This window comes from Variovorax boronicumulans (genome assembly GCF_030812215.1).
In the GTDB taxonomy this organism is placed as follows: domain Bacteria; phylum Pseudomonadota; class Gammaproteobacteria; order Burkholderiales; family Burkholderiaceae_C; genus Variovorax; species Variovorax boronicumulans_C.
The window spans coordinates 65,476-90,212 of sequence record NZ_JAUSSG010000015.1 but is presented as its reverse complement, the minus strand read 5'-3'; the positions used below and the strand labels follow the sequence as shown (position 1 = coordinate 90,212).

Annotated in this window: 26 protein-coding genes and 1 pseudogene; 9 read left to right on the top strand and 18 right to left on the bottom strand. The window is 68.6% G+C overall.

Features of this window, described 5'->3' with window-relative positions; translation table 11 throughout:
• Positions 1–64: 64 nt before the first annotated feature.
• From J2W23_RS29805 to J2W23_RS29795, 3 genes are read left to right on the top strand one after another with little or no spacing between them, the layout of a single operon-like run.
• Positions 65–1,126, top strand: a complete 1,062-nt coding sequence (locus J2W23_RS29805) for a ligase-associated DNA damage response exonuclease (RefSeq protein ID WP_373424005.1) — start codon at positions 65–67, stop codon at positions 1,124–1,126.
• Entirely contained in the window at positions 1,123–2,802 is a 1,680-nt protein-coding gene (locus tag J2W23_RS29800; RefSeq protein WP_307651305.1) for an ATP-dependent DNA ligase, read from the top strand. The genes J2W23_RS29805 and J2W23_RS29800 overlap by 4 nt, the downstream gene beginning before the upstream one ends.
• Positions 2,799–5,414 carry a ligase-associated DNA damage response DEXH box helicase gene (locus J2W23_RS29795; protein WP_307651304.1) on the top strand — a complete coding sequence of 872 codons (2,616 nt, stop codon included), beginning with the start codon at positions 2,799–2,801 and terminating at the stop codon, positions 5,412–5,414. Before J2W23_RS29800 ends, J2W23_RS29795 begins: the two co-directional genes overlap by 4 nt.
• 5 nt (positions 5,415–5,419) lie before the next feature.
• On the opposite strand, the gene trxC is transcribed toward J2W23_RS29795, so the two are convergent.
• Positions 5,420–5,866 (bottom strand): thioredoxin TrxC, encoded by a 447-nt coding sequence (gene trxC / locus J2W23_RS29790; RefSeq protein WP_176662051.1) that lies wholly within the window; start codon positions 5,864–5,866, stop codon positions 5,420–5,422.
• A gap of 77 nt (positions 5,867–5,943) precedes the next feature.
• Between trxC and pdeM the strand changes: the two genes are divergently transcribed.
• Positions 5,944–6,627: a ligase-associated DNA damage response endonuclease PdeM gene (gene pdeM, locus J2W23_RS29785; protein ID WP_176662050.1), complete on the top strand. Its 684-nt coding sequence runs from the start codon at positions 5,944–5,946 to the stop codon at positions 6,625–6,627.
• A 16-nt stretch (positions 6,628–6,643) separates the two neighbouring features.
• Here pdeM and J2W23_RS29780 read toward each other — a convergent pair whose 3' ends face one another.
• The 3 genes from J2W23_RS29780 to J2W23_RS29770 are packed head-to-tail and all read right to left on the bottom strand — an operon-like array spanning position 6,644 to position 8,700.
• The gene (locus J2W23_RS29780; protein ID WP_307651303.1) at positions 6,644–7,177 is read right to left on the bottom strand and encodes a TPM domain-containing protein; all 534 of its coding nucleotides are present in this window, start codon (positions 7,175–7,177) and stop codon (positions 6,644–6,646) included.
• 2 nt (positions 7,178–7,179) lie between these two features.
• Complete coding sequence (locus J2W23_RS29775; RefSeq protein WP_307651302.1) at positions 7,180–8,091, bottom strand: TPM domain-containing protein; 912 nt, start codon at positions 8,089–8,091, stop codon at positions 7,180–7,182.
• 9 nt (positions 8,092–8,100) lie between these two features.
• Positions 8,101–8,700: a LemA family protein gene (locus J2W23_RS29770; protein WP_176662047.1), complete on the bottom strand. Its 600-nt coding sequence runs from the start codon at positions 8,698–8,700 to the stop codon at positions 8,101–8,103.
• 47 nt (positions 8,701–8,747) lie between these two features.
• Between J2W23_RS29770 and J2W23_RS29765 the strand changes: the two genes are divergently transcribed.
• Positions 8,748–9,500 carry a hypothetical protein gene (locus J2W23_RS29765; protein WP_176662046.1) on the top strand — a complete coding sequence of 251 codons (753 nt, stop codon included), beginning with the start codon at positions 8,748–8,750 and terminating at the stop codon, positions 9,498–9,500.
• Between the two features lie 4 nt (positions 9,501–9,504).
• Here J2W23_RS29765 and J2W23_RS29760 read toward each other — a convergent pair whose 3' ends face one another.
• The 7 genes from J2W23_RS29760 to J2W23_RS29730 all read right to left on the bottom strand — a co-directional run bounded on the left by J2W23_RS29760 (position 9,505) and on the right by J2W23_RS29730 (position 16,402).
• On the bottom strand, positions 9,505–10,188 hold the full coding sequence (locus J2W23_RS29760; protein WP_307651301.1) for a cysteine hydrolase family protein: 684 nt from the start codon (positions 10,186–10,188) through the stop codon (positions 9,505–9,507).
• The gene (locus tag J2W23_RS29755; RefSeq protein WP_307651300.1) at positions 10,185–11,120 is read right to left on the bottom strand and encodes an ABC transporter permease; all 936 of its coding nucleotides are present in this window, start codon (positions 11,118–11,120) and stop codon (positions 10,185–10,187) included. Before J2W23_RS29755 ends, J2W23_RS29760 begins: the two co-directional genes overlap by 4 nt.
• Entirely contained in the window at positions 11,120–12,280 is a 1,161-nt protein-coding gene (locus tag J2W23_RS29750; RefSeq protein ID WP_307651299.1) for an ABC transporter permease, read from the bottom strand. Before J2W23_RS29750 ends, J2W23_RS29755 begins: the two co-directional genes overlap by 1 nt.
• Entirely contained in the window at positions 12,273–13,808 is a 1,536-nt protein-coding gene (locus J2W23_RS29745) for an ABC transporter ATP-binding protein (RefSeq protein WP_307651298.1), read from the bottom strand. The genes J2W23_RS29750 and J2W23_RS29745 overlap by 8 nt, the downstream gene beginning before the upstream one ends.
• 26 nt (positions 13,809–13,834) lie before the next feature.
• Positions 13,835–14,938, bottom strand: a complete 1,104-nt coding sequence (locus tag J2W23_RS29740; RefSeq protein WP_307651297.1) for a BMP family ABC transporter substrate-binding protein — start codon at positions 14,936–14,938, stop codon at positions 13,835–13,837.
• Between the two features lie 62 nt (positions 14,939–15,000).
• Positions 15,001–15,387, bottom strand: a complete 387-nt coding sequence (locus tag J2W23_RS29735) for a VOC family protein (RefSeq protein ID WP_176661882.1) — start codon at positions 15,385–15,387, stop codon at positions 15,001–15,003.
• 13 nt (positions 15,388–15,400) lie between these two features.
• Complete coding sequence (locus J2W23_RS29730; RefSeq protein ID WP_176661883.1) at positions 15,401–16,402, bottom strand: isopenicillin N synthase family dioxygenase; 1,002 nt, start codon at positions 16,400–16,402, stop codon at positions 15,401–15,403.
• Between the two features lie 202 nt (positions 16,403–16,604).
• On the opposite strand from J2W23_RS29730, the gene rutR reads away from it, so the two are divergent.
• The gene (rutR, locus tag J2W23_RS29725) at positions 16,605–17,330 is read left to right on the top strand and encodes an HTH-type transcriptional regulator RutR (RefSeq protein ID WP_176661884.1); all 726 of its coding nucleotides are present in this window, start codon (positions 16,605–16,607) and stop codon (positions 17,328–17,330) included.
• 1 nt (position 17,331) lies between these two features.
• Here the strand turns inward: rutR and rutF are convergent, their stop codons facing one another.
• The 6 genes and pseudogenes from rutF to rutA all read right to left on the bottom strand — a co-directional run bounded on the left by rutF (position 17,332) and on the right by rutA (position 21,702).
• Positions 17,332–17,868 carry an NADH-dependent FMN reductase RutF gene (rutF, locus tag J2W23_RS29720; protein WP_307651296.1) on the bottom strand — a complete coding sequence of 179 codons (537 nt, stop codon included), beginning with the start codon at positions 17,866–17,868 and terminating at the stop codon, positions 17,332–17,334.
• An 18-nt stretch (positions 17,869–17,886) separates the two neighbouring features.
• Positions 17,887–18,482: pseudogene (locus J2W23_RS29715) on the bottom strand (malonic semialdehyde reductase).
• Positions 18,479–19,285, bottom strand: a complete 807-nt coding sequence (gene rutD / locus J2W23_RS29710; protein WP_307651295.1) for a pyrimidine utilization protein D — start codon at positions 19,283–19,285, stop codon at positions 18,479–18,481. The pseudogene J2W23_RS29715 and the gene rutD overlap by 4 nt, the downstream one beginning before the upstream one ends.
• A gap of 82 nt (positions 19,286–19,367) precedes the next feature.
• Entirely contained in the window at positions 19,368–19,760 is a 393-nt protein-coding gene (rutC, locus tag J2W23_RS29705; protein ID WP_307651294.1) for a pyrimidine utilization protein C, read from the bottom strand.
• A 21-nt stretch (positions 19,761–19,781) separates the two neighbouring features.
• Positions 19,782–20,576: a pyrimidine utilization protein B gene (gene rutB / locus J2W23_RS29700; protein WP_307651293.1), complete on the bottom strand. Its 795-nt coding sequence runs from the start codon at positions 20,574–20,576 to the stop codon at positions 19,782–19,784.
• Positions 20,577–20,589: 13 nt separating this feature from the next.
• Positions 20,590–21,702 (bottom strand): pyrimidine utilization protein A, encoded by a 1,113-nt coding sequence (gene rutA, locus J2W23_RS29695; protein WP_307651292.1) that lies wholly within the window; start codon positions 21,700–21,702, stop codon positions 20,590–20,592.
• Positions 21,703–21,918: 216 nt separating this feature from the next.
• On the opposite strand from rutA, the gene J2W23_RS29690 reads away from it, so the two are divergent.
• The 3 genes from J2W23_RS29690 to J2W23_RS29680 are packed head-to-tail and all read left to right on the top strand — an operon-like array spanning position 21,919 to position 24,003.
• Positions 21,919–22,371: a YybH family protein gene (locus J2W23_RS29690; protein ID WP_176661890.1), complete on the top strand. Its 453-nt coding sequence runs from the start codon at positions 21,919–21,921 to the stop codon at positions 22,369–22,371.
• A 41-nt stretch (positions 22,372–22,412) separates the two neighbouring features.
• Positions 22,413–23,435: a YheT family hydrolase gene (locus tag J2W23_RS29685; protein ID WP_307651323.1), complete on the top strand. Its 1,023-nt coding sequence runs from the start codon at positions 22,413–22,415 to the stop codon at positions 23,433–23,435.
• Positions 23,436–23,439: 4 nt separating this feature from the next.
• Entirely contained in the window at positions 23,440–24,003 is a 564-nt protein-coding gene (locus J2W23_RS29680) for a DUF2946 family protein (RefSeq protein ID WP_307651291.1), read from the top strand.
• A 66-nt stretch (positions 24,004–24,069) separates the two neighbouring features.
• On the opposite strand, the gene J2W23_RS29675 is transcribed toward J2W23_RS29680, so the two are convergent.
• A complete protein-coding gene (locus J2W23_RS29675) occupies positions 24,070–24,717 on the bottom strand; it encodes a c-type cytochrome (protein ID WP_176661892.1) in 648 nt (215 codons plus the stop codon).
• Positions 24,718–24,737: the final 20 nt, after the last annotated feature.

The following is a 24,737-nucleotide window of genomic DNA, read 5'->3' as shown; positions in this document are numbered from 1 at the left end:
AGGCGCCGGCCCACATCGCTTCGCGGTCGCCATTCGGCGGCGCGGCCGCCCGGCCGGGCCTACGATGGCGGCCATGCCCGACAAGCTGGATCTCGTCGTCGCCCGGCCCGAGGGCCTGTATTGCCCGCCCGGCGATTTCTACATCGACCCGTGGCGGCCGGTGGCGCGCGCGGTCATCACGCATGCGCATTCGGACCACGCCCGCGTCGGGCACGCGCATTACCTCGCGCACACCGACAGTGCCGGCACGCTGCGTACCCGGCTCGGGGCGGACATCAACCTGCAGACACTGCCTTACGGCGAAGCCATCGAGCACCACGGCGTGCGCCTCTCCCTGCACCCGGCCGGCCATGTGCTGGGCTCGGCGCAGGTGCGGCTCGAACACGGCGGACGCGTGTGGGTCGCCTCGGGCGACTACAAGACCGAGCCCGACGGCACCTGCACGCCCTTCGAGCCCGTGCCATGCGACACCTTCATCACCGAGTCGACCTTCGGCCTGCCGATCTACCGCTGGCCCACGCAGGCCGTGCTGTTCGCGGAGATCGATGCCTGGTGGCGCGCCAATGCGGAAGCCGGCCGCGCGTCGGTGCTGTTCTGCTACGCCTTCGGCAAGGCGCAGCGCATCCTGCATGGGGTCGATGCGTCGATCGGGCCCATCGTCGTTCACGGCGCGGTCGAGCCGCTCAATGCGGTGTACCGCGCTGCGGGCGTGGCGCTGCCGGAGACGGTGCGCGCCACCGATCCCGGCGTCGATGCGGCGCTGCTGAAACGCGCGCTGGTGCTCGCGCCACCGTCCGCGCAGGGCACGCCATGGATGAAGCGCTTCGCCAATTACGCCGATGCCTTCGCGAGCGGCTGGATGCAGTTGCGCGGCACGCGCCGCCGGCGCGGCGTGGACCGCGGCTTCGTCATGTCCGACCATGCCGACTGGCCCGGCCTGCAGCAGGCCATTGCGGGCACCGGCGCCGAGCGCGTGTTCGTGACGCATGGCAGCGTGCAGGTGATGGTGCGGTGGCTGACGGAAAACGGGCTCGATGCGCAAGGCTTCAAGACCGAGTACGGCGATGAAGACGATCAGGAGGCCCCGGCCGCAGCGCCCGCCGCCAAGGAGGAGGAAGCGAAGTGAAGGACTTCGCAGCGCTCTACCGCGAACTCGACGCCAGCACGTCGAGCCTTGCCAAGCAGGCGGCCTTGCAGCGCTACCTGCGCGACGCCGACGCGGCCGATGCCGCATGGGCCGTCTACTTCCTGGCCGGTGGCAAGCCGCGCCAGCTCGTGCCCACCAAGCTGCTGCGCCTGCTCGCGCAGGAAGCCGCAGGCCTGCCCGAGTGGCTGTTCGATGAGAGCTACGACGCGGTGGGCGATCTCGCGGAGACCATCGCGTTGTTGCTGCCGCCGCCGAGCGAAGTGCACGACCTCGGGCTCGCGGCCTGGGTCGAGCAGCACCTGCTGCCCCTGCGCGAGGCCGCGAAGACCGCGCCCGAAGAGCTGGCGGACCGGCTGCGCGCCCAGTGGCGGCAGCTCGCGGCCGAGGAGCGGCTGGTCTACTTCAAGCTCATCACGGGCGCGTTCCGCGTCGGCGTGTCGAAGCTGCAGGTCACGCAGGCGCTCGCGGCGGTGGGCGGCATCGATGCCAAGCGCGTCGCGCAGCGGCTGATGGGCTACACGCACATCGGTGCGCGGCCGAAGGCAGGCGACTACGCGACGCTGATCGCGCCGGAGTCCGATGCCGAGCAGGTGCAGAAGACCAGCGGGCAGCCGTATCCCTTCTTCCTTGCGCATCCGTTCAACATTCCGCTCGAACAGTTCGATGCCGTGTTGGGCCCGCCGGCCGACTGGATCGTCGAGTGGAAGTGGGACGGCATCCGCGCGCAGCTCATCAAGCGCGCGGGCGTGGCGTGGCTGTGGTCGCGCGGCGAAGAGCTGGTGACCGATCGCTTTCCCGAACTCGCGGTGCTCGGCGAAGCGCTGCCGGATGGAACGGTGCTGGACGGCGAGATCGCCGTGTGGCGCAAGGCAGAAAACTCACCCGAGGGTGAAGGCAAGGTGCAGCCCTTTGCCGAACTGCAGAAGCGCATCGGCCGCAAGACGCTGGGTGCCAAGCTGTTGCGAGATATCCCCGTGGTGCTGCTGGCCTACGACCTCCTCGAATGGGAAGGGCGTGATCTGCGCGCAGAGCCGCTGTCGGCGCGCCGCGTGCTGCTCGACGACCTCGTCGCGCGCATGCAGCATCCCTCGCTGCTGCCGAGCCCGATGCTCACCGGCCTCGACTGGCGCGATCTCGCGCGCCAGCGCGAAGCGGCGCGCGCCATGGGCGTCGAAGGAATGATGCTCAAGCGCCGCGACGCGCAGTACGGCGTGGGCCGCACGAAGGACGTGGGCGTGTGGTGGAAGTGGAAGATCGAGCCGCTCAGCATCGACGCCGTGCTCATCTACGCGCAGCGCGGGCACGGGCGCCGCGCAAGCCTTTTCAGCGACTACACCTTCGCGGTGTGGGACGGACCGCCCGAGCAAGTTGACCGCAAGCTCGTGCCGTTCGCCAAGGCCTACTCGGGACTCACCGACGCGGAGATGGCGCGCGTGGACGCGATCATCCGCAAGACCACCATCGAAAGCTTCGGGCCGGTGAAGAGCGTCAAGCCGACGCTGGTGTTCGAGCTGGGCTTCGAGGGCATCGCACGCAGCACGCGGCACAAGAGCGGCATCGCGGTGCGCTTTCCGCGGATGCTGCGCTGGCGGGAAGACAAGCCGGTGGCCGAGGCCGACACCCTGCAGACGCTGGCCGCGCTGCTGCCGTCATGAACAAGGCAGTCAAGGCGGCGCTCGATGCGTGGTTCGCCGCGCGGGGATGGAAGCCCTTCAAGTTCCAGCGCGAGGTGTGGAAGGCGATTGCGCAAGGCAAGTCGGGCATGCTGCATGCGACCACCGGTGCGGGCAAGACCTACGCGGTTTGGCTAGGGGCGCTGCAGGTCTTCTCGCAGGCGCGCAAGGAAACCGCTCGCCCTTCGGCCCCGCCGCTCACCGTGCTGTGGCTCACGCCCATGCGCGCGCTCGCAGCCGACACGCTGCGCGCGCTCAAGCAGCCGCTCGAAGCCCTCGGTGCCGAAGTGCATCCGTGGAGCGCCGGCGCACGCAGCGGCGACACCTCGTCGGCCGAGCGCAGCGCGCAGAACGAGCGCCTGCCGACGGTGCTCGTCACCACGCCCGAGAGCCTGTCGCTGCTGCTCGCACGCGCCGACGCGCGCGACGTGCTGGGCCGCGTGAAGATGGTCGTCGTCGACGAGTGGCATGAGCTGCTCGGCAACAAGCGCGGCGTGCAGGTGCAGCTTGCGCTTGCGCGGCTCAGGCGATGGAACCCGGGTCTTGCGATCTGGGGCATGTCGGCCACGCTCGGCAACCTGCAGGAAGCGATGCATTCGCTGCTGGGCCACCAGGACGGCGTGCTCGTGCAGGGCCAGGTGCCGAAGAAGCTCGTCATCGATTCGCTGCTGCCGGGCCGCGCCGAACGCTTTCCATGGGGCGGGCACCTGGGCCTCACGATGCTGCCGCAGGTGATCGAGGAGATCGCCGCGAGCAGCACCACGCTGGTCTTCACCAACACGCGCTCGCAAGCCGAGATCTGGTACCAGGCGATGCTCGAGGCGAAGCCCGAGTGGGCCGGCACCATCGCGCTGCACCACGGCTCGCTCGATCGCGCGGTGCGCGAATGGGTCGAGCTGGGCTTGAAGAGCGGCGAGCTCAAGGCGGTGGTCTGCACGTCGAGCCTGGATTTGGGTGTCGATTTCCTGCCCGTGGAACGCGTGCTGCAGATCGGCTCGCCCAAGGGCGTGGCGCGGCTGCTCCAACGAGCAGGCCGCTCGGGCCATGCACCGGGACGGCCGTCGCGCATCACGCTCGTGCCGACGCACAGCATCGAGATGGTGGAGGGTGCGGCGGCGCGCACGGCGATTGCAGAAGGCCACATCGAGGCGCGGCATTCGCCCGACCAGCCGCTCGACGTGCTGGTGCAGCACCTGGTGACGGTGGCGCTTGGCGGCGGCTTCGTGCCCGACGATCTCTATGACGAGGTGCGCGGCACCGCGGCGTATGAAACGCTTTCGCGCGAGAGCTGGCAGTGGTGCCTCGACTTCGTCTCGCAGGGTGGCCCGTCGCTCGCCGCGTACCCGGACTACAAGCGCGCCGTGCCCGATGCGCAAGGCGTATGGCGCGTGCCCGACGCGCGGCTCGCGCGGCGCCACCGCATGAACATCGGCACCATCGTGAGCGATGCGAGCATGGCGGTGCAGTACCTGGGCGGCGCGAAGATCGGCAACGTCGAAGAAGGGTTCGTCGCACGCATGAAGCCGGGCGACTGCTTCCTGTTCGGCGGCCGCTTGCTCGAACTCGTGCGCATCCACGACATGACGGCCTGGGTGCGGCGCGCCACCGGCAAGCGCGCCGCGGTGCCCCGCTGGAACGGCGGGCGCATGCCGCTGTCGAACACGCTGGCCGATGCGGTGGTGCAGCAGCTCGCTCTGGCGGGAGAGGGGCACTACAAATCGCCCGAGCTGCAGTGCGTGAGGCCGTTGCTCGAAATCCAGCAGCAGTGGTCCGCGCTGCCGACACCGCAGACGCTGCTGGCCGAAACGCTGATCACGCGCGAAGGCTCGCACCTCTTCCTCTATCCGTTCGCAGGGCGGCATGTGCACCTGGGCCTTGCGAGCCTGCTGGCCTGGCGCGTCGCGCAGCACGAGGCGCGCACCTTCTCCATTGCGGTCAACGACTACGGCTTCGAGCTGCTGAGTGCGACCGAGGTCGACTGGCCCGCGCTGCTGCCGCAGGTGCTGCGCCTGCCGGAAGGCGAAGGCGACACCGATGCGCACACGGCGCTGCTGCACGAGGTGCTGGCATCGCTCAATGCGGGCGAGCTCGCGCAGCGGCGTTTTCGCGAGATCGCGCGGGTCTCGGGGCTGATCTTCCAGGGCTATCCGGGCGAGAAGCGCAGCAGCCGGCAGCTGCAGGCGTCGTCTTCGTTGTTCTGGGAAGTGTTCCGCAAGTACGACCCGTCGAACAAGCTGCTGCTGCAGGCCGAGAAGGAACTGCTGTCGCAGGAGCTGGAGATCGGCCGCCTTCGGGCGAGCCTGGAGCGCATGGCCACGCAGGAGCTCGTGCTCAAGCCGCTCGAGCGGCCGACGCCGTTTTCGTTTCCGCTGATGGTCGAGCTGTTCCGCGAGAAGCTGTCGAACGAGAACGTGGCCGACCGCATTGCGCGGATGGTCGAACAGTTGGAGAAGGCCGCGGGTGGCGTGGTCACGGCCGGTGGCGTGGAACGCGTGAAGAGCACGCTGGCGTTCGGGCAGGAAGGGCCGGGCAAGTCGCCGCCCAGGCCACGGCGCGAGCGCAGGCGGCCTTCGCGGCCGCTACCCCCGCTGTGAGCCGGTCAGCCGCCGTGCGCCTTGACCCACCGCACGATGTCCGCCGCGCCCATCGCGCCGGCCTGCCGTGCCACTTCGCGGCCGCCGCGGAAGAGGGCCAGCGTCGGGATGCTGCGAATGTTGAAGCGTGCACCGAGTGCGGGCACGGCCTCGGTGTCGACCTTGGCCAGGCGCACGTGCGGTTCGAGCTGCGCCGCGGCCTGTTCGTAGCCCGGTGCCATCTGGCGGCAGGGGCCGCACCACGGGGCCCAGAAGTCGACCAGCACCGGGATCTCGTTGCGCGAGATGTGGCGGTCGAAGGTCTTTTCGTCGGGCAGTGCGGTCGAGTGGCCGGCGAACAGCGCCTTGTGGCAGCTGCCGCAATCGGGCGCGCTGCCCAGCTGCTCCGCACGCACGCGGTTGGTGGTGTGGCAGTGGGGGCAGACGATGAGCTTCGGGGGCGATTCGGTCATAAGGAAAAACTGGGGCTCGTCCGGTTGAATTGCAAGATGGCGGCCGGTTCGCGCGTCTTTTGCGAAACTGGTTGGCCGTGACCTCCTCGCACCTTACCGCCTCCACGCTCGCTGTCCAATGGGCCGGCGAGCTTCTGCACCTGCTGCCCGGGCGCGCGCTCTGGTGGCCCGGCGGGCGCGTGCTGTTCATCGCCGACCTGCACATCGGCAAGGCCGCAACCTATCGCGCGCTGGGGCAGCCGGTGCCGGGCGGCACCACGCAGGAGAACCTGGCGCGGCTCGATGACCTGATCGCCGCCCAGGTGCCCGGGCGCATCGTCTTCCTTGGCGATTTTCTGCATGCGGCCCAGGCCCGCACGCCGCAGGTGCTGGCCGCGCTCGAAGCCTGGCGCGCCACGCACGCCGGTATTGCCATGACGCTGGTGCGCGGCAACCACGACAGCCGCGCAGGCGATCCGCCTGCGGCGCTGGGCATCGAGGTGGTCGACGAGCCCTTCCTGCTCGGCCCGTTCGCCTGCTGCCACCATCCGCAATCGCACGCCACGCATTTCGTGCTCGCGGGACACCTGCATCCGGCGTGCAGGCTCTACGGACCGGGGCGCGACAGCGTGCGGCTGCCCTGTTTCGTGAGCGATGCGCGGCAGGCCGTGCTGCCGGCCTTCGGCGAGTTCACGGGCGGATGGCTGATGGAGACGGCGCCGGAGCGGCGTTTCTATGCGGTGGGCGGCGAGACCGTGTGGGCGTTGCCGCCGGCTGACTGACTGAGCGGGGTGGTGCTCAGAGCACCACGGGCTCGTCGGGCAACTCGTTGGTATCGGCCTCGTCCTCGGCCAGTGGAAAGTGCGCGACCAGCAGGGCCGACATTTCCTCGAGCGCCTGCGTGAGCCCGTCCTCGAAGCGGCCGTCGCGAAACGCCGCGCCCATGCGCTGCGCCATCGCAGCCCATTCGGCATCGTCCACGCGCGAGTCGATGCCGCGGTCGGCCACGATCTCGATCGCGTGCTCGGCCAGCAGCAGGTAGATCAGCACGCCGTTGTTGTGCTCGGTGTCCCACACGCGCAGCTTGCCGAACAGCGTGACGGCGCGCTCCCTGGGCGGCGCATGGCGCCAGAGGTACGACATCGGCAGGCCGGCTTCGACGCAGATGCGGACCTCGCCGCTGTGGCGCCGCTCGCTCGCGGCCACGCGGGCGGCGAGGCGCTGCATTGCGTCGGCCGGCAGCACGCGGCGCACCGCGGCTTCGTCGGTCCATCGATGGCGCCAGATACGGCCCAGCTTCGAGAAGAGCGTCGGTTCTGCAGTTGCTGCCATGTTCACCAGTCTCCCGAGGCGCCGCCGCCGCCGAAATTGCCACCACCGCCGGAGCTGAAGCCCCCGCCTCCGCCGCCGCCGCCCCCACCCCATCCGCCGCCACCGCCGCTGCTCCAACCACCACCGCCCCCGCGACCGCCGCCGAACCCCGCAAGGCCCGAGAACAGAGAGACCATGAGCGCGATCAGCCCGGCGATCACCGCGATGACCATGCTGGTCGTGAGAAAGAACGCCACCAGGCCGATGCCGCCGCCCATGACGACCGAGCCCAGCGTCTTGCCCAGGATGGCGCGCACGATCGGCGCGCCGACGAAGACGCCGACGAACAGGAAGATCGCGAGGTTCTCCCAGTCGAAATCGCCGCCGCCCGAACTGCTGCCGCCACTGCTGCGCGAAGGCTCGGGCAACGGCTCGCCGTCGACCAGGCCGATGAGCCGGTCCACCGCCGCATTGAGTCCGCCCGCGAAGTCGTTGTTGCGAAAGCGCGGCTTCATCTCCTCGTCGATGATGCGCACGGCCGCGAGGTCGGGAACGGCGCCTTCGAGCGCCTTGGCCGTGGCGATGCGCATCTTGCGATCGTCCTTGGCGACGATCACGAGGAGGCCGTCGCCCACGTCCTTGCGGCCGATCTTCCAGGCGTCGCCGACGCGTTGCGCGTAGCTGGCAATGTCCTCGGGCTGGGTGGTCGGCACCATCAGCACCACGATCTGCGAGCCCTTGCGCTGCTCGAAGGCGGCGAGCTTGGTCTCCAGGCCCGAGCGCTGCGCGGCGTCGAGCGTGCCGGTCTGGTCGATGACGCGCGCGGTGAGCGCGGGCACCGGCAGCAGGCCTTGCGCCAGCGCTGGCAAGGCGATCCATGCGAGCGCTGCGACGAAGACTGCAGCCAGCGCGCGGCGGAGCAGGGCTGCAACCATCGGCGCGGCTTACTTCTTCGGTGCGCTGAAATCGACCGTGGGCGGTGTCGAGATCTGCGCTTCGTTCTGCACCGAGAAGTTGGGCTTCGGCGCGTAGCTGAAGATCTTGGCCGTGATGTTGGTGGGGAAGCTGCGCGCGAGCACGTTGTACTCCTGCACGCTCTCGATGTAGCGGTTGCGCGCCACGGTGATGCGGTTCTCGGTGCCTTCGAGCGTCACGCGCAGGTCGCGGAAGGCCTGGTTGGCCTTGAGCTCGGGATAGCGCTCCGACACCACCATCAGCCGCGAGAGCGCCGAAGAGAGCTCGCCCTGCGCCTGCTGGAACTTGTTGAAGGCCTCGGGGTTGTTGAGCGTCTCGGGCGTCACCTGGATCGAGGTGGCCTTGGCGCGGGCCTCGATGACCTTGGTGAGCGTGTCCTGCTCGAAGCTGGCCTCGCCCTTGACGGTGGCCACGATGTTGGGCACGAGGTCGGCGCGCCGCTGGTACTGGTTGAGCACCTCGCTCCAGGCCGATTTGCTGGCCTCGTCGAGGGACTGGAAATCGTTGTAGCCGCATCCGCTCAGGGACACGACCGCCGCAAGGATCAGGAACCAGCGCTTCATCATCATTTGCATTACCTCCGCGAGAAGAGCCGGAAGGTAGCATAGGTGGCTCTATGTCCCTCGATCCCCTCCAGGCACTCCAGGCGGCGAACCGCGGCGTACCGCCCGCCACCGCGGCCAACGCTGGCACGCTGCTGATTGCCGGCGCAACCGGCGCGCTGGGACAGGAGTTGCTGCGGCGGCTCGCGGGCAGCCACCGGTATGCCCATGCGCGCGTGCTGGCGCGCGAGCCGATCCGCGACGGGCTGCGCGGCGTCGAGACGTACCTGAGCCCGGACCTGCCGATCGCGCAATGGCCGCTGACGTCGGCCGACACCGCGGTCATCGCCTTCGATCCGCCGCGGCTGTACCACGACCGCGAGCGCGCGCTGTGGGTGCCGCAGCCCGCCGACCTGCCAGAGCTTTCGCGCTGGCTGCGCGCCTGCGGCGTGCGGACGCTGGCCATCGTGCAGCCGCACGACCAAGGCAAGCTGCCCGAGGCGCTCAAGCGCGGGCTCGCGAGCCTGGACGAGCAGGCGGTGGTCTCCAACGGCTTCGACCGGGTGATCCTCGTGCGTTCGGCGCGCAAGCCGTTGAATGCGAAGTTCGCCAACCCCGCCGAAAGGCTCGCCGCCTGGATGCTGTCGATCGTGCGCTTCATGGTGCCCAGCAGCGAGCAGCCGGTGCGCGCGTCCAAGGTGGCCGAGCTGGTCGACGTGGCGCTGCGCATCGCGCCGCCGGGCGTGCACGTGGCCGCGCCGGACATAGTCTGGGAGGCCTCGCAGGGCCAGCAGATGCAGGCCGTGGCGCAGCGCTGGTTGGGCTGACGCCTCAGCCGCGCGAGCCGCGCCACTGGCGCAGCAGTTCCCCCGAATCGACCACCAGCCCCAGGTGCAGCGACACCATGGCGAGCGCGGCGCCCTCCAGATGCACATCGGTGCCGCGCACCAGGTCGCGCAGCACGATCACGCGGTAGTTGCGGTTGTTGGCGTCGAAGGCGGTGTTGAGCACGCAGCAGTCGGTAAAGCCGCCGTTGAGCACGACGGTCTCGATGCGCTGGTTGCGCAGGAGAAAGTCCAGGTCGGTCGGATAGAAGGCCGAGAGCCGGCGCTTGGTGTCCACGCGCATGTCGCCGGGTTCGACGCGCGTGACCCATTCGGTCCAGCGCGAGCCTTCGATGGCGTGCGCGTCGGCATTCGGGATCGCACCGACATGCAGCGGAAAGGTGCGCCGCCACGCGGCGGGAATGCCGTGGATGTCGTCTTCGCCGCCCGGCCGCAGCACCGACTTGATGTGCACGATGCGCACGCCGAGCGCACGCACCTCGTCATGAAAGCTGTCGATCGGCGCCACCACGTCGCGCGCACGCGGCGCGGGGCAGGGGCAGTCGGGACTGTCGTCCAGGTGCCCGCGGTGCATGTCGATGGAGACGACCGCGGTGGTGGCGGGGTTCAGGTAGTCGGCGAACTGCGCCGCGTCGAGCTCGCGCTCCTTGTCGTAGACCCAGGCCTTCATCGCCGCTCCTCCCGCACATAGGGCTGCCCCAGCGCACCGGGCTCGTCGTCGCCGCTGCGCTTTTTTCCGAGCGCGACCCAGACCATCACGCCGAGCGTGACCGCGTACGGCGTCATCATCACGAAGTACTGCGGCAGCTGGACGCCGGCAGCGGCCAGTTGCGGAATCAATGCCTCGATGCAGCCGAACAGCAGCGCGCCGATGAGCGCCTTCCACGGCGACCAGCGCGCAAAGATCACCAGGCCCACCGCGATCCAGCCGCGCCCGCCGGTCATGCCCGCGATCCACAGCTTGGTGCTGACCACCGAGATGTAGGCGCCCGCCAGCCCGACCAGCGCGGAGCCCGCGAGCACCGCGACGAAGCGCCATGCCGCCACGCGGATGCCCGCCGCATCGGCTGCCTGCGGGTTCTCGCCCACTGCACGAAGGCGCAGGCCCGTGGCGGTGCGCGCGAAGAACCAGGCCACCGCCCCGAAGATCGGCAGCGTGAGCCAGACCATCGCGTTCTGCTCGAAGAGCCGGCCCACGCCGGGGAGCGACGACAGCGGCCACAGCGCCAGCGTGCCGATGCCCCCGGTTGCGTGGTTGGTCCATTCGGCCAGCGAGCCGACCAGCGCCGTGAGGCCCTGGCAGAAGAACACCAGCGCCAGGCCCGCGATCACCTGGTTCACGCGCAGCCAGATCACCATCACCGCGAACAGCATCGACACGAGGCTGGCCGCGAGCATCGCGAGCACGAGCGACACGGCGGGCTGGCCCAGCGTGATCTGCGCGCCGATGCCCACCAGCGCCCCCACCAGCATCAACCCCTCGGCGCCGAGCGAGAGCACGCCCGCGCGCTCGCAGATGATGAGGCCCAGCGCCGCCAGCGCATAGGGCACCGCGAAGTCCGGCGTGTTCGCGAGCCAGTTGAGAAGGACGCCCGCGTCCATCACGCCGCCTCCGCGCTGTCGGCGCCCAGCCGGCGAATCCGGTGGCGAATGAAGAAGTCGCTCGATGCCACGCACACCACGATCACCGCCTGGATCAGCTGCACCATCGAGAACGGCACCTGGTAGAACACCTGCAGGCTGCGGCCGGTGACGAACAGCGCCGCCACCAGCAGCGCCACCACGGTGGCCGCCAGCGGGTTGTTGCGTGCCAGGAAGGCGATGAGGATGCCCGAGAAGCCGTAGCCCTGGTAGAAGGCCTGCGTGAGCCGCCCCTCCTGGCCCGCCGCCACCGCAAAGCCCGCCAGCCCCGCCATCGCGCCCGACAGCAGCACCGCGCCATAGATGGTGCGGCGCACCGGCACCCCGTTGGCATGCGCCACGCGCGGGTTGGCATCGACGAAGCGCAGGTACAGCCCCACGCGGCTCACGCCCACCAGCCACCACGCCAGCAGCGCGACGATGCCCGCCAGCAGGATCGCGCTGCCCACGCCCGCGCCCAGCTCGGGCAGCCGCTCGAAGGCGCGGAACTGCGGCGAGTAGGGGAAGTTGTCCTTCGGGTCCTTCCAGCTGCCGTACACCAGATGCAGCAGGAAGTTGGCCGCCATGTAGTTGAGCATCAGCGTCGAGATGATCTCGTTCACGCCGAGCTTGAGCTTCAGCCATGCAGGGCCGAGCACCCACAGCAGCCCGCAGCCGATGGCCGCGACGAACATCAGCGGCAGGCGCAGGTTCTCGGGGCCGATCTGCCACATCGAGACGGCGGTCGCGCCGATGGCGCCCCAGACCATCTGGCCTTCCAGGCCCAGGTTCCAGAAGCGCGCACGGAACGCGATGGCGCCCGCCAGCCCCACCAGGATCATCGGCGCGGCCTGGAACAGCACGGCGCGAAAGTTCTGGCCGTCCAAGAAGGTCTGCATCACGAACTCGTTGGCGAGCTCGTCGGCGGGCACACCCGCGGCCACGAGGATGGCGGCCGAGATCGCAAGGCCCACCAGCAGCGCGATCGCCAGGACCAGCGCCTGCCAGCGCCAGGCCATGTGCTGGCGGATCTCCAGCGCATAGCGGCGGCTGGCGAGGGGCTGGCGCGTGCGCACGGGCTCGGGTGTCTTCATGTCGGTTCGAGCGGGATGCGCGATGGCCGCGAGCGATGCGTCAGCCATGGTCCACCATCGCCTGCCCGATGGCCTGCCGGTTGGCCGGCTGCGCGAACTCGCCGGCGATGCGCCCGCGCGTCATCACGCCCACGCGGTCTGCCAGTTGAAGCACCTCGTCGAGGTCTTCGCTGATGAGGAGCACCGCGGCCCCATCGTCGCGCGCGGCGCGCAGGCGCGCATGCACCTCGGCGCTGGCACGCACGTCGAGCCCACGGCTCGGGCTGTGCGCGAGCACCAGCGTGGGCGACTTGCCGAACTCGCGTGCGAGCACGAGCTTCTGCGCGTTGCCGCCGGAGAGCAGCGCCGCCTTCTGTGCCACCGAGCGCACGCCTTGCACGTCGAAGGCGCGCACGGCCTCCTGCGTGTCGCTCTGGATGCGGTTGCGGCGCAGATGCCAGACGGGGCCGTAGCGCCCGCTGTGCACGCGGCCGATGGCGTAGTTCTCGGCCACCGACAGGCCGCCCGCGAGCGCGAGCCCGTAGCGGTCGGCCGGAATCGCGGCGATGCCGACGTTGCGGCGTGCCGGTGCGGACATGGTCTTCAGATCGCCATGGCCGTCGAGCTGCATCTCGCCTTCGAGGCTGCCGCTGACGTCGGGCAGGCCCATGATGGCGCCGGCCAGCTCGCTCTGGCCGTTGCCGCCGACACCGGCCAGGCCGTAGATCTCGCCGGCATGCAATTGGAGATCGACGCCGTCGAGCACGCGGCGGCCCTGCGGCGAAGCCGCCGAACGCAGCCCACGCACCGACAACCGCACCGGTCCGCGCGGCGCCCTTGCCGCTTGCGACGAAGGTGCGGCGACGGATTCACCCACGGTCAGCTTCACCAGTTCGTCCACGGTCGTGGCACCCGGCGACAGGGTGGCCACCGTGCGGCCGCCGCGCATCACCGTCACGCGGTCGGCATAGGTCTTCACGTCGGCCATCTTGTGCGTGACCAGCACCACGGCCGAACCGCTGCGTGCAAGCCCCTGCACCATCTGCAAAAGGCGTGCGGCTTCCTGGTCGGTCAGCACCGCGGTCGGCTCGTCCAGGATCAGGATGCGCGCGCCCGCGAGCAGCACCTTGAGGATCTCCACGCGCTGCTGCTCCGCAATCGAGAGCGCGTCGATGCGCTTCGAAGGATCGATGTCGAAGCCCAGCTGCGAGGCCTTGTTGCGGATGTCACGCGAAATCTCGCGCAGCCGCTCGCCGTGGCTCTGAAACCCGGCCGGCGGCGGTGCGGTGAGCAGGATGTTCTCTGCCACCGTGAACGGCCGCACCAGCTTGAAATGCTGGTGGACCATGCCGATGCGGTGCCGGGCGGCATCGCGCGGGCCGGCAAAGCGCACCTCGTTGTCGTCCACCAGCAGTTGGCCGGCCTCGGGCGCATAGAGCCCGGCGGCGATGTTCATCAGCGAAGACTTGCCCGCGCCGTTCTCGCCGAGCAGCGCATGCACCTCGCCCCAGCGCGCGGCAAAGTGGGCGTCGGTCAGCGCCGCAAAGCCGTCGAAGGTCTTGCGGATGCCGGTGAGTTCGAGCGCGTTGTTGGGCATGGGCTTACCTGCTTGCTTCTGCGGGTCTACTTCTGCGTGACCACGCCCTTGACGAACCAGTCCATCTTCCAGAGGTCGGCATCGGACAGCACCGCGCCCTTGGCCACGCGCTCCTTGCCGTCGCGATCGGCGAGCGGGCCCGCGTAGATCTGCTTGCCCTTCAGGATGGCTTCGCGTTCCGCCGTGATCGCCGCCGCCTTGTCCTTGGGCACCGCGGGGCCGAAGCCTGCGATGTCGGTGCCGCCGTCCTTCATGGCGATGAAGGCGCCGTAGGGCGCGGGCTTCCAGCCGCCGGCCATCACCTTCTTGAGTTCGGGCACGAGGAAGCGGTCCCACACCCACACCGACGAGCACAGCGTCGCCTTGGGCGCGAACTGGCGAAGGTCCCGGTGGTGGCCGGTGGCGTACACGCCGCGCTCCTGCGCCACGATCTGCGGCGTGGGGCTGTCCACGTGCTGGCCGATGACGTCGGCGCCCTGGTCGATGAGCGCGGCGGCGGCGGCGCGTTCCTTGATGGGGTCGTTCCATGCGCCGGTGTAGATCACGTTGACCGTGGCGTTGGGGTTCATCTTCTGCGCACCGAGCGCGAAGGCGTTGATGGTCCAGTTCACCACGCCGAAGGGGTTGGCCGCGACGAAGCCGAGCTTGCCGGTCTTGGAGGCCGCGCCCGCGGCCATGCCGCAGAGGTACTGGCTCTCGTAGGTGCGCCCGTAGAACGATTCGAGGTTGGTGCCGTTGGTGGTGCCCGAGCCGTTGAGGAAGGCCACATCGGGGTACTTGGCGGCCAGGTCCTTGAAGCTGTCGGAATAGCCGAAGGCGGTACCGATCACGATGTTGGCGCCGCGCTGGATGAACTTCTCGGCCGCCGGCTTGATGGCCGAGGCGTCCTCGGGCACGTTCTCCACGAACTGGATCTTCTGGCCGATCTCCTTCTCGATCTTGACGCGGGCTTCGTCGAAGGCCTGCGTCCAGCCGCCGTCGTTCTTCGGGCCGAAGTACAGCATCGCAATCTTCGGCTTGTCCTTGAGCGTGAAGCCGTCGGCCGCCAGGGCGGGCAGCGTGAACAACGCGCCGCCGGCCGCGAGTGTCAGTGCAAGGCCGAGAAAGCCAGTGGTGGATGTGCGCAGCATGGAGCGACCTTTCGTGGGAAGCAGGAAGTGGGACGGAAGAAAAGCGAGAGATGCCGCGCGCGTCACATCATGAAGTTGATGCGGAACACGTTGCCCTCGGGGTCGAGCAGCACGGACTGGTACCAGTTGTAGTAGGTGACGTAGGGCGGCTTGACGAGCGTGGCGCCGGCCTCGAGCGCCACGGGCACCATGCGGTCGACGTCGGCCTGGCTGTCCACGTCGATGTTCAGCAGGAACTTCACGCCGCGCGTGTCGGAGAACTCGGCCAGGTGCAGCAGCTCGTAGGCGTCGAGCGCGTTGAAGCCCAGGCTCGACTTGCCGGTGTCCAGGCCCCGGAAGATCGGCGAGCGGATCGCCTCGATCTCGGGGAAGCCGAACACGCGCTGGTAGAAGCCGCTGAGCGCGACCACGTCCTTTGCGAAGACGTTGACGTAGGAAAGGTGGGCCATGTCGGGTCTCGGCTCAGGCCGTCGCCTTGGTGCCGCCGAAGGTCGTCTGCTTCACGAACTTCGAGGTGAGGTGGTCGCCCGACGAAATGGGCGCGTACTTCGGCGCCTCGCCCGGCGCGAGGCAACTGGGCAGGCACTCGACCATCGCGTCGTAGTTCGGCTGGTGGAAGAACACCAGCGACTGGCGGCGGTTGGTGCTCGCCACCTCGAAGGGCGGGTTCACCACGCGGTGCAGCGTGGACACCCACAGGTCGTTGGTCCACTGCATCATGAGGTCGGCGATGTTGACGACCATGCCGCCCTCGACCTGCGGCACGTCGACCCACTGGCCCGCCTTGTTGAACACCTGCAGGCCCTTGTCGTCGGGCAGGACGATCGTGAGGCTGCCGTAGTCGCTGTGCGCGCCTGCGCGCAACTGGCCCGGCAGCGGCGCTTCGCGCTGCGGCGGATAGCTGAGCACGCGGAACATGCTGATGTGCCTGTCGATCTTGTCGTCGAAGAATGTCTCGGGCAGTTCGAGGCCGAGCGCGAAGATGCGCATCAGCGAACGCGAGAGATCGCTCATGGCCTCGAAGTAGCCTTCGTACGCATCGCGGAAGCCCGCGATGGGCGGCCAGCTGTTGGGCTCGAAATGCGGGCCGGCGGCGGGGCCGTGGTGGTAGTCGTCGTCGGGCACGTTCGATGGGCCGATGGAGAACGACTCCTTCAGGTCGCCGGGGGCGGCCTCTTCCAGGCTGTACGAGAGGCCCTCTTCGCCGACGGCGCTGTAGCCGCGCACCGCGTCTTCGCGGGGGCGATCGACCTTGCGCTTTTCCGCCAGCGGCATGTTGAAGAATTCGCGCGAGAGCGACGAGACGCGCGACACCAGTTCGGCCGGTATGCCGTGGTTGGTGATGACCAGGAAGCCGATGCTGCGGCAGGCCTCGTCGACTTTCCTGGCCACCTCTGCCTTGCCCTCGGCGGTGCCGGCGAAGTAGGGCGCGAGATCGATGATCGGTACGGACAGCAGGGTCATGGGTCGGTCCTCATGCTTGGCATGCCTTTCGCCATGCAACGTCTGTGCCAGTTGGACCAAATGGACAAATCGAATTTGTCGCGTCAGCATGGTGCGCGCTGCGGCCACCCGAAGGCCGCCGTGGCGCAACGCGATGCACCGCGGCCTTACAGTGGTGCGCCGTTCAGAGAACCTGCAATCCGTACACGAAGAGCGAGGGAAGATGCCCAAGACCAAGGTGCTGGCCGCGGCCAGCAGCACCGACAAGAGCCCGGCGCGCAAGCGCGCGAAACCCGTGAAATCTGCGAAGCCCGCGGTGCGCAGCGCCTCCGCCGTGAGCCGGCGCCTGCGCCAGATCGAGGACAAGCGCAGCGCCATCCTCGGTGCGGCGCTGGGCCTGTTCTCGCGCTTCGGGCTGCACGGCACCTCGATCGACCAGGTGGCTGCACGCGCCGATGTGTCCAAGAGCAACCTGCTCTATTACTTCGCGAACAAGGAGGAGCTGTACGTCAACGTGCTGCGCGACCTGCTCTCGGTGTGGCTCGAGCCGCTGCGCGGCTTCAGCGCCGAGCAGGATCCGGGCGAAGCCATCGGCGACTACATCCGCCGCAAGCTCGTGATCTCGCGCGACAGGCCCGATGCATCGCGCCTGTTCTGCCTCGAAATGATCCAGGGCGCGCCGTTGCTGCGCGACGAGCTCGACCGCGAACTGCGCACGCTGGTGGAGCGCAAGTCGGAGGTGATCCGCGCCTGGGTGGAGGCCGGCAAGCTCGCGCCGGTCGATCCGCACCACCTGATCTTCGCGCTGTGGGCGATCACGCAGCACTACGCCGATTTCGGCGTGCAGGTGCATGCGCTGTCGGGGCACACGCTGGACGATGCGGCCTTCTTCGAGCAGACGGTGGAGAACGTGCAGCGCATCGTGCTGCAGGGCATCACCGTGCGCTGACTCAGTGGGGCGGCGCTGCGATCTCGTGGTACTTGCGATCGAAGTAGATGAGGCTCTGCGCCGCACCGCCGATCGCGATCGCCACCGCTTCGCAGAACAGCACGTCGTGCGTACCGGCGCTGGTGGCGCTCACCACGCGGCAGTCGAATGACGCGGCCGCATCGTCGAGCACCGGCGAGCCGGTGGCCTTGCGGCTCCAACGTCCGGCGGCGAAGCGTTCATCCATCGGCGTCTTGCCGCCGAACAGGCCCGAGAGCGTCTGGTGGCCCGCGGCCAGCACGTTCACGCACAGCACGCCGTTGGCGGCGAACGCCGGGTACACCGAGGCCGAGCGGTTCAGGCACACGAGCAGCATCGGCGGCTCGTCGGTCACGCTGCACACGGCCGAGGCGGTGAAGCCGGCGCGGCCTGCAGGACCGTCGGTCGTGATGATGTTCACCGCCGCACCGAGGCGCGCCATCGCGTTGCGGTAGTCGGCCTTGGGAAGCGGCGGCAGCAGACCGGTGGACGGAACGTGGGATGCAATGGCGTTGAGCATGGAGGACTCCGGCTGGCGTCAGGCCAGCGTGCAGGCTTCGTCGAAAGGCAGGCGCGGCAGGCGGCCGAACACTTTCGACACGTCGCCGTGACCGAGATTGATGAGGAAGTTGGTGGTCCAGTCGGTGCCTTCGAAGAAGGCCGCATCGACCTTCGCCTTGTCGAAGCCCGACATCGGTCCGGCATCGAGCCCCACCGCGCGCGCGGGAGCAGCAGGTAGCCGGCCTGCAGGGTGGCATTGCGGAAGGCGGTTTCGTGCGCGGCCTCGGGGCTGCCGGTGAACCAGCTGCGCGCATCGGCATGCGGGAACAGCGTGGGCAGCTTGTCGTAGAACTTGCGGTCCCACGCGGCGATGACCGTGACGGGGGCCGTCATGGTCTTGTCGAGATTGCCCTTCGAAAGCGCGGGCGCGAGGCGCTGCTTGCCCTCGGGCGTGCGCACGAACACGAAGCGCGCTGGCGAACAGTTGGCCGAGGTCGGGCCGAGGCTGGCCAGGGCATAGATCTGCTGGAGCTGCGCATCGGAAACGGGTGCATCGGTCCAGCCGTTGTGGCTGCGCGCGCTGGTGAAGAGAAGCGACAGCGCGGCGTCGTCGAGGGTCTGTGTGGTGGTCATGCGGAAACTGCGGGTGTGCGGACCCGGGTCAGAAAATCGAGCAGGCTGCGGTTGAAGGCGTCGGCTTCGGTCACGCTGTGCGCATGGCCGCCGTGCGGCATGAAGTCGAGCGTGACGTCGTGCAGGCCGTCAGCCAGGCGCTGCGAGCAGGTCCAGGGAACAAGCACATCGTCTTTCGCGGCGGCAACCAGCGTGGGTGCGGCGATCTCCGCCAGGCGCGCATCGACGTCGAAGGCGCGCAGGGCGGCGATGCGCGCGCGCATGTTGGCCTCGCCGGGGAAGTGCGCGAAGGCGTGATCGACTTCGTCGGCCACGTGTTGCGCATGCTCGGCGCACCACGCGGCGGGGTACAGGAAGATCGGCTGCGCTTCGACATACGCGCGCGCACCGAGCGCGCCGAGCAGCGCCAGGCGTGCGTCGAAGCAGCGTGCGGAATGCGGATTCGGTTTCGACCAGGCGTTGACGAGCGCGAGGCTCGCCACGCGATCGGGCGCATCGAGCGCGAGCTGCAAGCCGACCAGTCCGCCGAGCGCGTGGCCGGCGAAATGGCACTTCGAGGTGTTCGTGGCATCGAGGATCTCGATGACGTCCTGCGCCATGTCGGCGATGGCGTAGTCGGCGGGCAGCACGCCGGGGCTGCGGCCCGTGCCGCGCTGGTCGTAGGCGATCACGCGGTGGCCCGCCTCGACCAATGCACCGAGCTGCGGCCGCCAGAAGTTGGCCGAGCCGCCGAGGCCCGAGGACAGCACCACGGTGGCCGCTGCATCGGACGGTCCGTGCACCTCATGGTGCAGCGCGGTCATTGGTGCGCCCTTGGCGCTGCGCGCCTTCCCGCCAGGCGGGAGCGAGCTTGCTTGGGACGGCCCGGCGCGGCGCTCATGGTGTTCAGGCCTTGTTGCCGATGTGCGCGATCGAGGCGATCTCGACCAGCGCGTCGGGCTTCACGAGGCCGCACTGGATGCAATAGCGCGCGGGCTTGGTGCCGGGAAAGAACTCGGCATACACCGCATTGATCTTCGCGTAGTCGGCCCAGTCCTTGAGCATGATCTGGTTGAAGGTCACGTCGTCCATGGTGCCGCCCGCGGCCTCGACCACGCCCTGGATCGTGGTGAGCACATGCCGGGCTTGCGCGCTGGCGTCGCCGACGTGGACGACGTTGTTGTCCTTGTCGAAGGGCAGCGTGCCCGAGACGTAGAGCACGCCGTCGGCGAGCGTGCCGGGGACGAAGGGTGCGATGGGCACGCCGGTGCCGGGGGGGATGATGGCTTGCTTGGGCATTCGGAAACTCCTTTGAATGAATCAGGCGATGGCCGCTTCGGCCGTGGTGGGTTGAATGGCACGTTGCGGTGCGAAGGTGCTGCAGAACTGGTCCACCGTGGAGACCCATCCGAAGAAGGTCTCGACGTTGTAGACCGAGGCTTTCTGGATGGCCGCGCCGCCGAGTTCGTGCGTGGCGTCTTCCAGCATCACCGCGAAGTACTCCAGGTGGAACGCATCGCGCAGCGTCGATTCGACGCACACGTTGGTCGCGATGCCGGTGAACACGAGGTGGCGAATGCCGCGTGCGCGCAAGGTGCTGTCGAGCGTGCTGTTGAAGAAGCCGCTGTAGCGCGTCTTGGGCACGACGATGTCGCCGGGTTGCGGCTTCATCTCGGCGATGAGTTCGTAGTCCCAGCCGCCCTTGGCGAGGAACTTGCCCTGCAGCTCGGGCTTGGCGCGCATGGTCTTGAGCGCGTTCGACTTGTGCCAGTTGGGCGAGCCGGGGCCGCCCGCCTCGACATACGCCGCATCCCAGCCGTTCTGCAGGAACACGACCAGCATGCCGGCCGCGCGTGCGGCGGCGATGGTGCGTGCGATGTTGGCGATGGTGCCTTGCGCGCCGGAGATGTCGAAGCCGGCCGAGTCGACATACCCGCCGAGCGAGGCGTAGGCGTTCTGCATGTCGACGACGATGAGTGCGGAGTCGGTGGCGTGCAGCGCCAGCGGCTCGGGGCGCGCGGGCAGCACGAGCGGTGCAGGCGCACCGGGCAGGCGCGGCGCGCCGACGGGCGTGGTCGAGGTGAGCGTGATGTTCTTTGGGGCGGGTGTGGTCATGCGCATCTCCTCTTCAGGCCGCAAGGCGCTCGGGTTCGACCTGAGAGGCTACGGGGCTCTGCACATGCGCGCGGCTCTTCATCAGCGGCTGGATGCGCTCGCCGAAAGCCTCGACGCCCTGCACGAAGTCGTCGAAGGTCAGCAGCACGCCTTCGGTGCCGGGTACCTCGGCCACTTCGTCGAGCATGCGCGCGACGCTTTCGTAGGAGCCGACCAGCGTGCCCATGTTGATGTTCACCGCCGAGGTCGGGTCGGCCATCTGGCGCACGTTGGTGTCGGCGCCCGACTTGGTGTCGGCCGCGCCCTGCTGGCCCAGCCACGCGATCGCTTCGTGGTCGGCGCCGGCCTTGTAGTGCTCCCACTTGGCGCGCGCGGCCTCGTCGGTTTCGTCGGCGATCACCATCATCAGCACGTAGGTGGTGACGCGGCGGCCGGTCTTGCGCGTGGCCTCGATGAGTTTCTCAGCTGCAGGCGCAAAGGCCTTGGGTGTGTTCACGCCCTTGCCGAAGCAGAAGTTGTAGTCGGCGTACTTCGCCGAGAAGTCCATGCCCGCGTCGCTCTGGCCGGCGCAGATCACCTTCATGTCGGCCTGCGGTTGCGGGCTCAGGCGGCAGTCGTCCATCTGGAAGTGGTCGCCCTTGAAGTCGGACTTGCCGGTGCCCCAGAGGTCGCGCAGCACCTGGATGTACTCGGACAGGTATTGGTAGCGCGTGCCGAAGAACTGGTCGCCGGGCCACATGCCCATCTGCGAGTACTCGGGCCGCTGCCAGCCGGTGACGAGGTTCAGGCCGAAGCGGCCGCCGGAGATGGAGTCGATGGTCGAGGCCATGCGCGCGACGATGGCCGGCGGCATCACCAGCGAGGCGGCGGTGGCGAAGAGCTTGATCTTCGTCGTGACGGCCGCGAGCCCGGCCATGAGCGTGAAGGACTCGAGGTTGTGGTCCCAGAACTCGGTCTTGCCGCCGAAGCCGCGCAATTTGATCATCGACAGCGCGAAGTCGACGCCGTAGTGCTCGGCCTTCAGCGTGATCTCCTTGTTGAGCGCGAAACTGGGCTTGTACTGCGGTGCGTTTTCGGAAAGCAGCCAGCCGTTGTTGCCGATGGGAATGAAGATGCCGACGTTCATGAAAGGCTCCTGTTGCGGGATTGAAGAGCCCTATGCATGGCGCGTGCCAGTCGGATAAATCGTTTCAAATCAATGGGTTATGTACTTTCTATGTTCGTGTTTTGACCATGTGGTCCAAAACGGAGCAGGCGAACTGGAAAAACTGCGGCGGCGCGGTGCAGGCCGGACCAAAGCGGTGCAGCGTCGGCGTCACGAACGGCACGGCAAAATCACGCCATGCCCAAGACCCCACACCGCGCCGCCGCGGCCATCGGCGGCACCGCCGACGATGTCGAGGCGGCTTTCTACGAAGCGCTGCAGCGCGGCGACATCGACGCACTGATGGCCTGCTGGGCCGACGAGGACGAGGTGTTCTGCGTGCACCCCGGCGGCCCGCGGCTGGTGGGCAGCATCGCGATCCGCGCGGCGTTCGAGCAGATGTTCGGCAACGGCGCGATCCACGCCATGCCGGCGCGGGTGCGCAAGATCGAGTCGCTCGCGAGCGCGGTGCACAACGTGCTCGAGCGCATCGAGGTGCTCACCGCCGAAGGTCCGCGCCATGCCTTCGTGCTGGCCACCAACGTCTATCACAAGACCGCGCAGGGCTGGCGCATGGTGGCGCACCACGCGAGCCCGGGCAGCGCGCGGGAGCCGGACGACGCGAACGACCCGCCCCAGACCCTGCATTGATGTCTTTCGCCGATTCTTCTTCTTCCTCTCCTCGATCGTCGATGGGCTACGTGGCGCCGCGCTGGCTGCCCGGCGGCAACCTGCAGACCATCTGGGCCGCGCTCTATGCGCGCCGCTTCGACGGCACGGCGCCGGTGTACCGCCGCGAGCGGTGGAATGCGCCCGACGGGGATTTCATCGACGTCGATTTCATCGATGCGCCGCTGCCGGGTCCGCGGCCGCTGCTGGTGCTGTTCCACGGGCTCGAAGGCTCGTCGCGCAGCCACTACGCGGAGGCCTTCGCAGCCTTCGCGGCCGAGCAGGGGATGGCCTTTGCCGTGCCGCACTTCCGGGGCTGCAGCGGCGAGATGAACCTCGCGCCGCGCGCCTACCACTCCGGCGACTACGAAGAGATCGGCTGGATCCTGCAGCGCATGCACGCGCAGCACAGGCTTCGCGGCGGCGGGCCGGTGCTCGCCGCGGGCGTCTCGCTGGGCGGCAACGCATTGCTGCGCTGGGCCTGCGAGGCGGGCGACACAGCGCGCGAATCGGTCAGCGCCGTGGCTTCGGTCTGCGCGCCGCTCGACCTGGCTGCAGGCGGCGAGGCGATCGGCCGGGGCTTCAACAAGCTGGTCTACACGCGCATGTTTCTCGCGACCATGAAGCCCAAGGCAATGGCCAAGCTGGCGCAGTTCCCGGGCCTCTTCGACCGCGACCGGCTGCTGGCCGCGCGCGACCTCTATACCTTCGACGACGTGTTCACCGCGCCGCTGCACGGGTTTCGCAACGCCGACGACTACTGGGCGCGGGGTTCGTCCAAGCCGCACCTGGGCCAGATCCGCGTGCCCACGCTGGTGGTGAATGCGCTCAACGATCCGTTCATTCCGGCGCGCAGCCTGCCGGGGCCGGGCGAGGTCGGGCGGCATGTCACGCTGTGGCAGCCGGCGCACGGCGGGCATGTGGGCTTTCCGCTGGGCCTGCCGCCGGGGCATGTGCGCGGGATGCCGGCGCGCGTCGGCAACTGGCTGCAGGTGCATGGCGGCGTCTTGGCTGACGCCTCCCTCGCACAACCGGCAGGAGAATGAATTCATGGACGACATCGTCAAACAGGCGCTCGCCAAATGGCCCAACGTGCCGCACTGCTACGGCTGGCTGGGCCTCGATGCGCGCGGCAACTGGTATATGCGCGACGACCGCACCCAGGCCGAGGGGCCGTTCGTGCAGGCCAAGGGCTCGATGCTGCGGCACGACAAACTGATCGACTTCATCCATCGCAACTATGAGCACGATGACGAAGGGCAGTGGTTCTTCCAGAACGGACCGCAGCGCGTGTATGTCGAGTTGGAGGCTGCGCCGCTGGTCTGGCGCGTGGCGGACGAGGGCGGCGGCCGGTTCACCGTCACGGCCCATACCGGCCAGGCGGTCGATGTTTCAGGCTGCCTGCTCGACGAGGCCGGGCGGCTCTATCTGGTCGCGCCGATTGGGCTCGGGTTGGTGCACACGCAGGACGTGGGCATCGCGGCGGAAGCCATCGAACAGGGGCTGTGGACGCCCGAGGCGGTGCAGGCCAGCGAACTGCCGCAGCGCTTCGGCCACGTCATGAGCCCGGTGGAACGCTATGCTGGTGGCGCTGCAGTGCTATCAAAACAATAGTTCAGTGCGCCGATTGCCCACAAAAAAGCCGGCATCGAGCCGGCTTTTTGTTTGGGGCGGAGCGGATTACTTGGCCGGGGCGGCGGCTGCAGCTGTCGAAGCTGCGGCAGCAGGTGCCGAGGCGGCAGGTGCCGCACCCGAAGCGCCTTCTGCGGGCGCCGCAGCGGCTGGCCGCTCGGGCACAGGGAACTTGGCGCCGCCGGCGTTGGCCATGTAGACCACCGCACGGCCGATTTCGAGGTCTTCGAAGTCGCCACCGCCCTGGGGAGGCATCGCGCCCTTGCCCTTGAGCGCATGTTCCAACAGGGTTGCGTAGCCTTGGCCGATGCGGGGGGCCCAGGCTGCAGCGTCGTTCAGGTGAGGGGCGCCGGGGATGCCCGGTGCGCCGTGGCAGGCCACGCATTGGGCCTTGAACACGGCATCGCCGGCGGTGAGGGGGCGGTTGGCGTCGCGGATCTCGATGGCGCCGACTTTCTTGAGGCGCTCGGCCACTTCCTTGTCGCGCGATTCCTTCGACACGCCGTAGAGCGCCATGTTGTCGCCCTCCGCGGTGCCGGCGGGCTTGGTGCCCGAGACCACATAGGAGACAAGTCCCACGATGATCAGGATCGGTGCAATGAAGGAGAAAAATACCGCGAGCAGCAGTTGCTTCGGGTTCTTGATGGGGCCGGTATGGGCTTCTTCTGTGGCCTGGTAGTGCGGGTCTGCGCTCATGGCGTCCTCAATAACGGGGG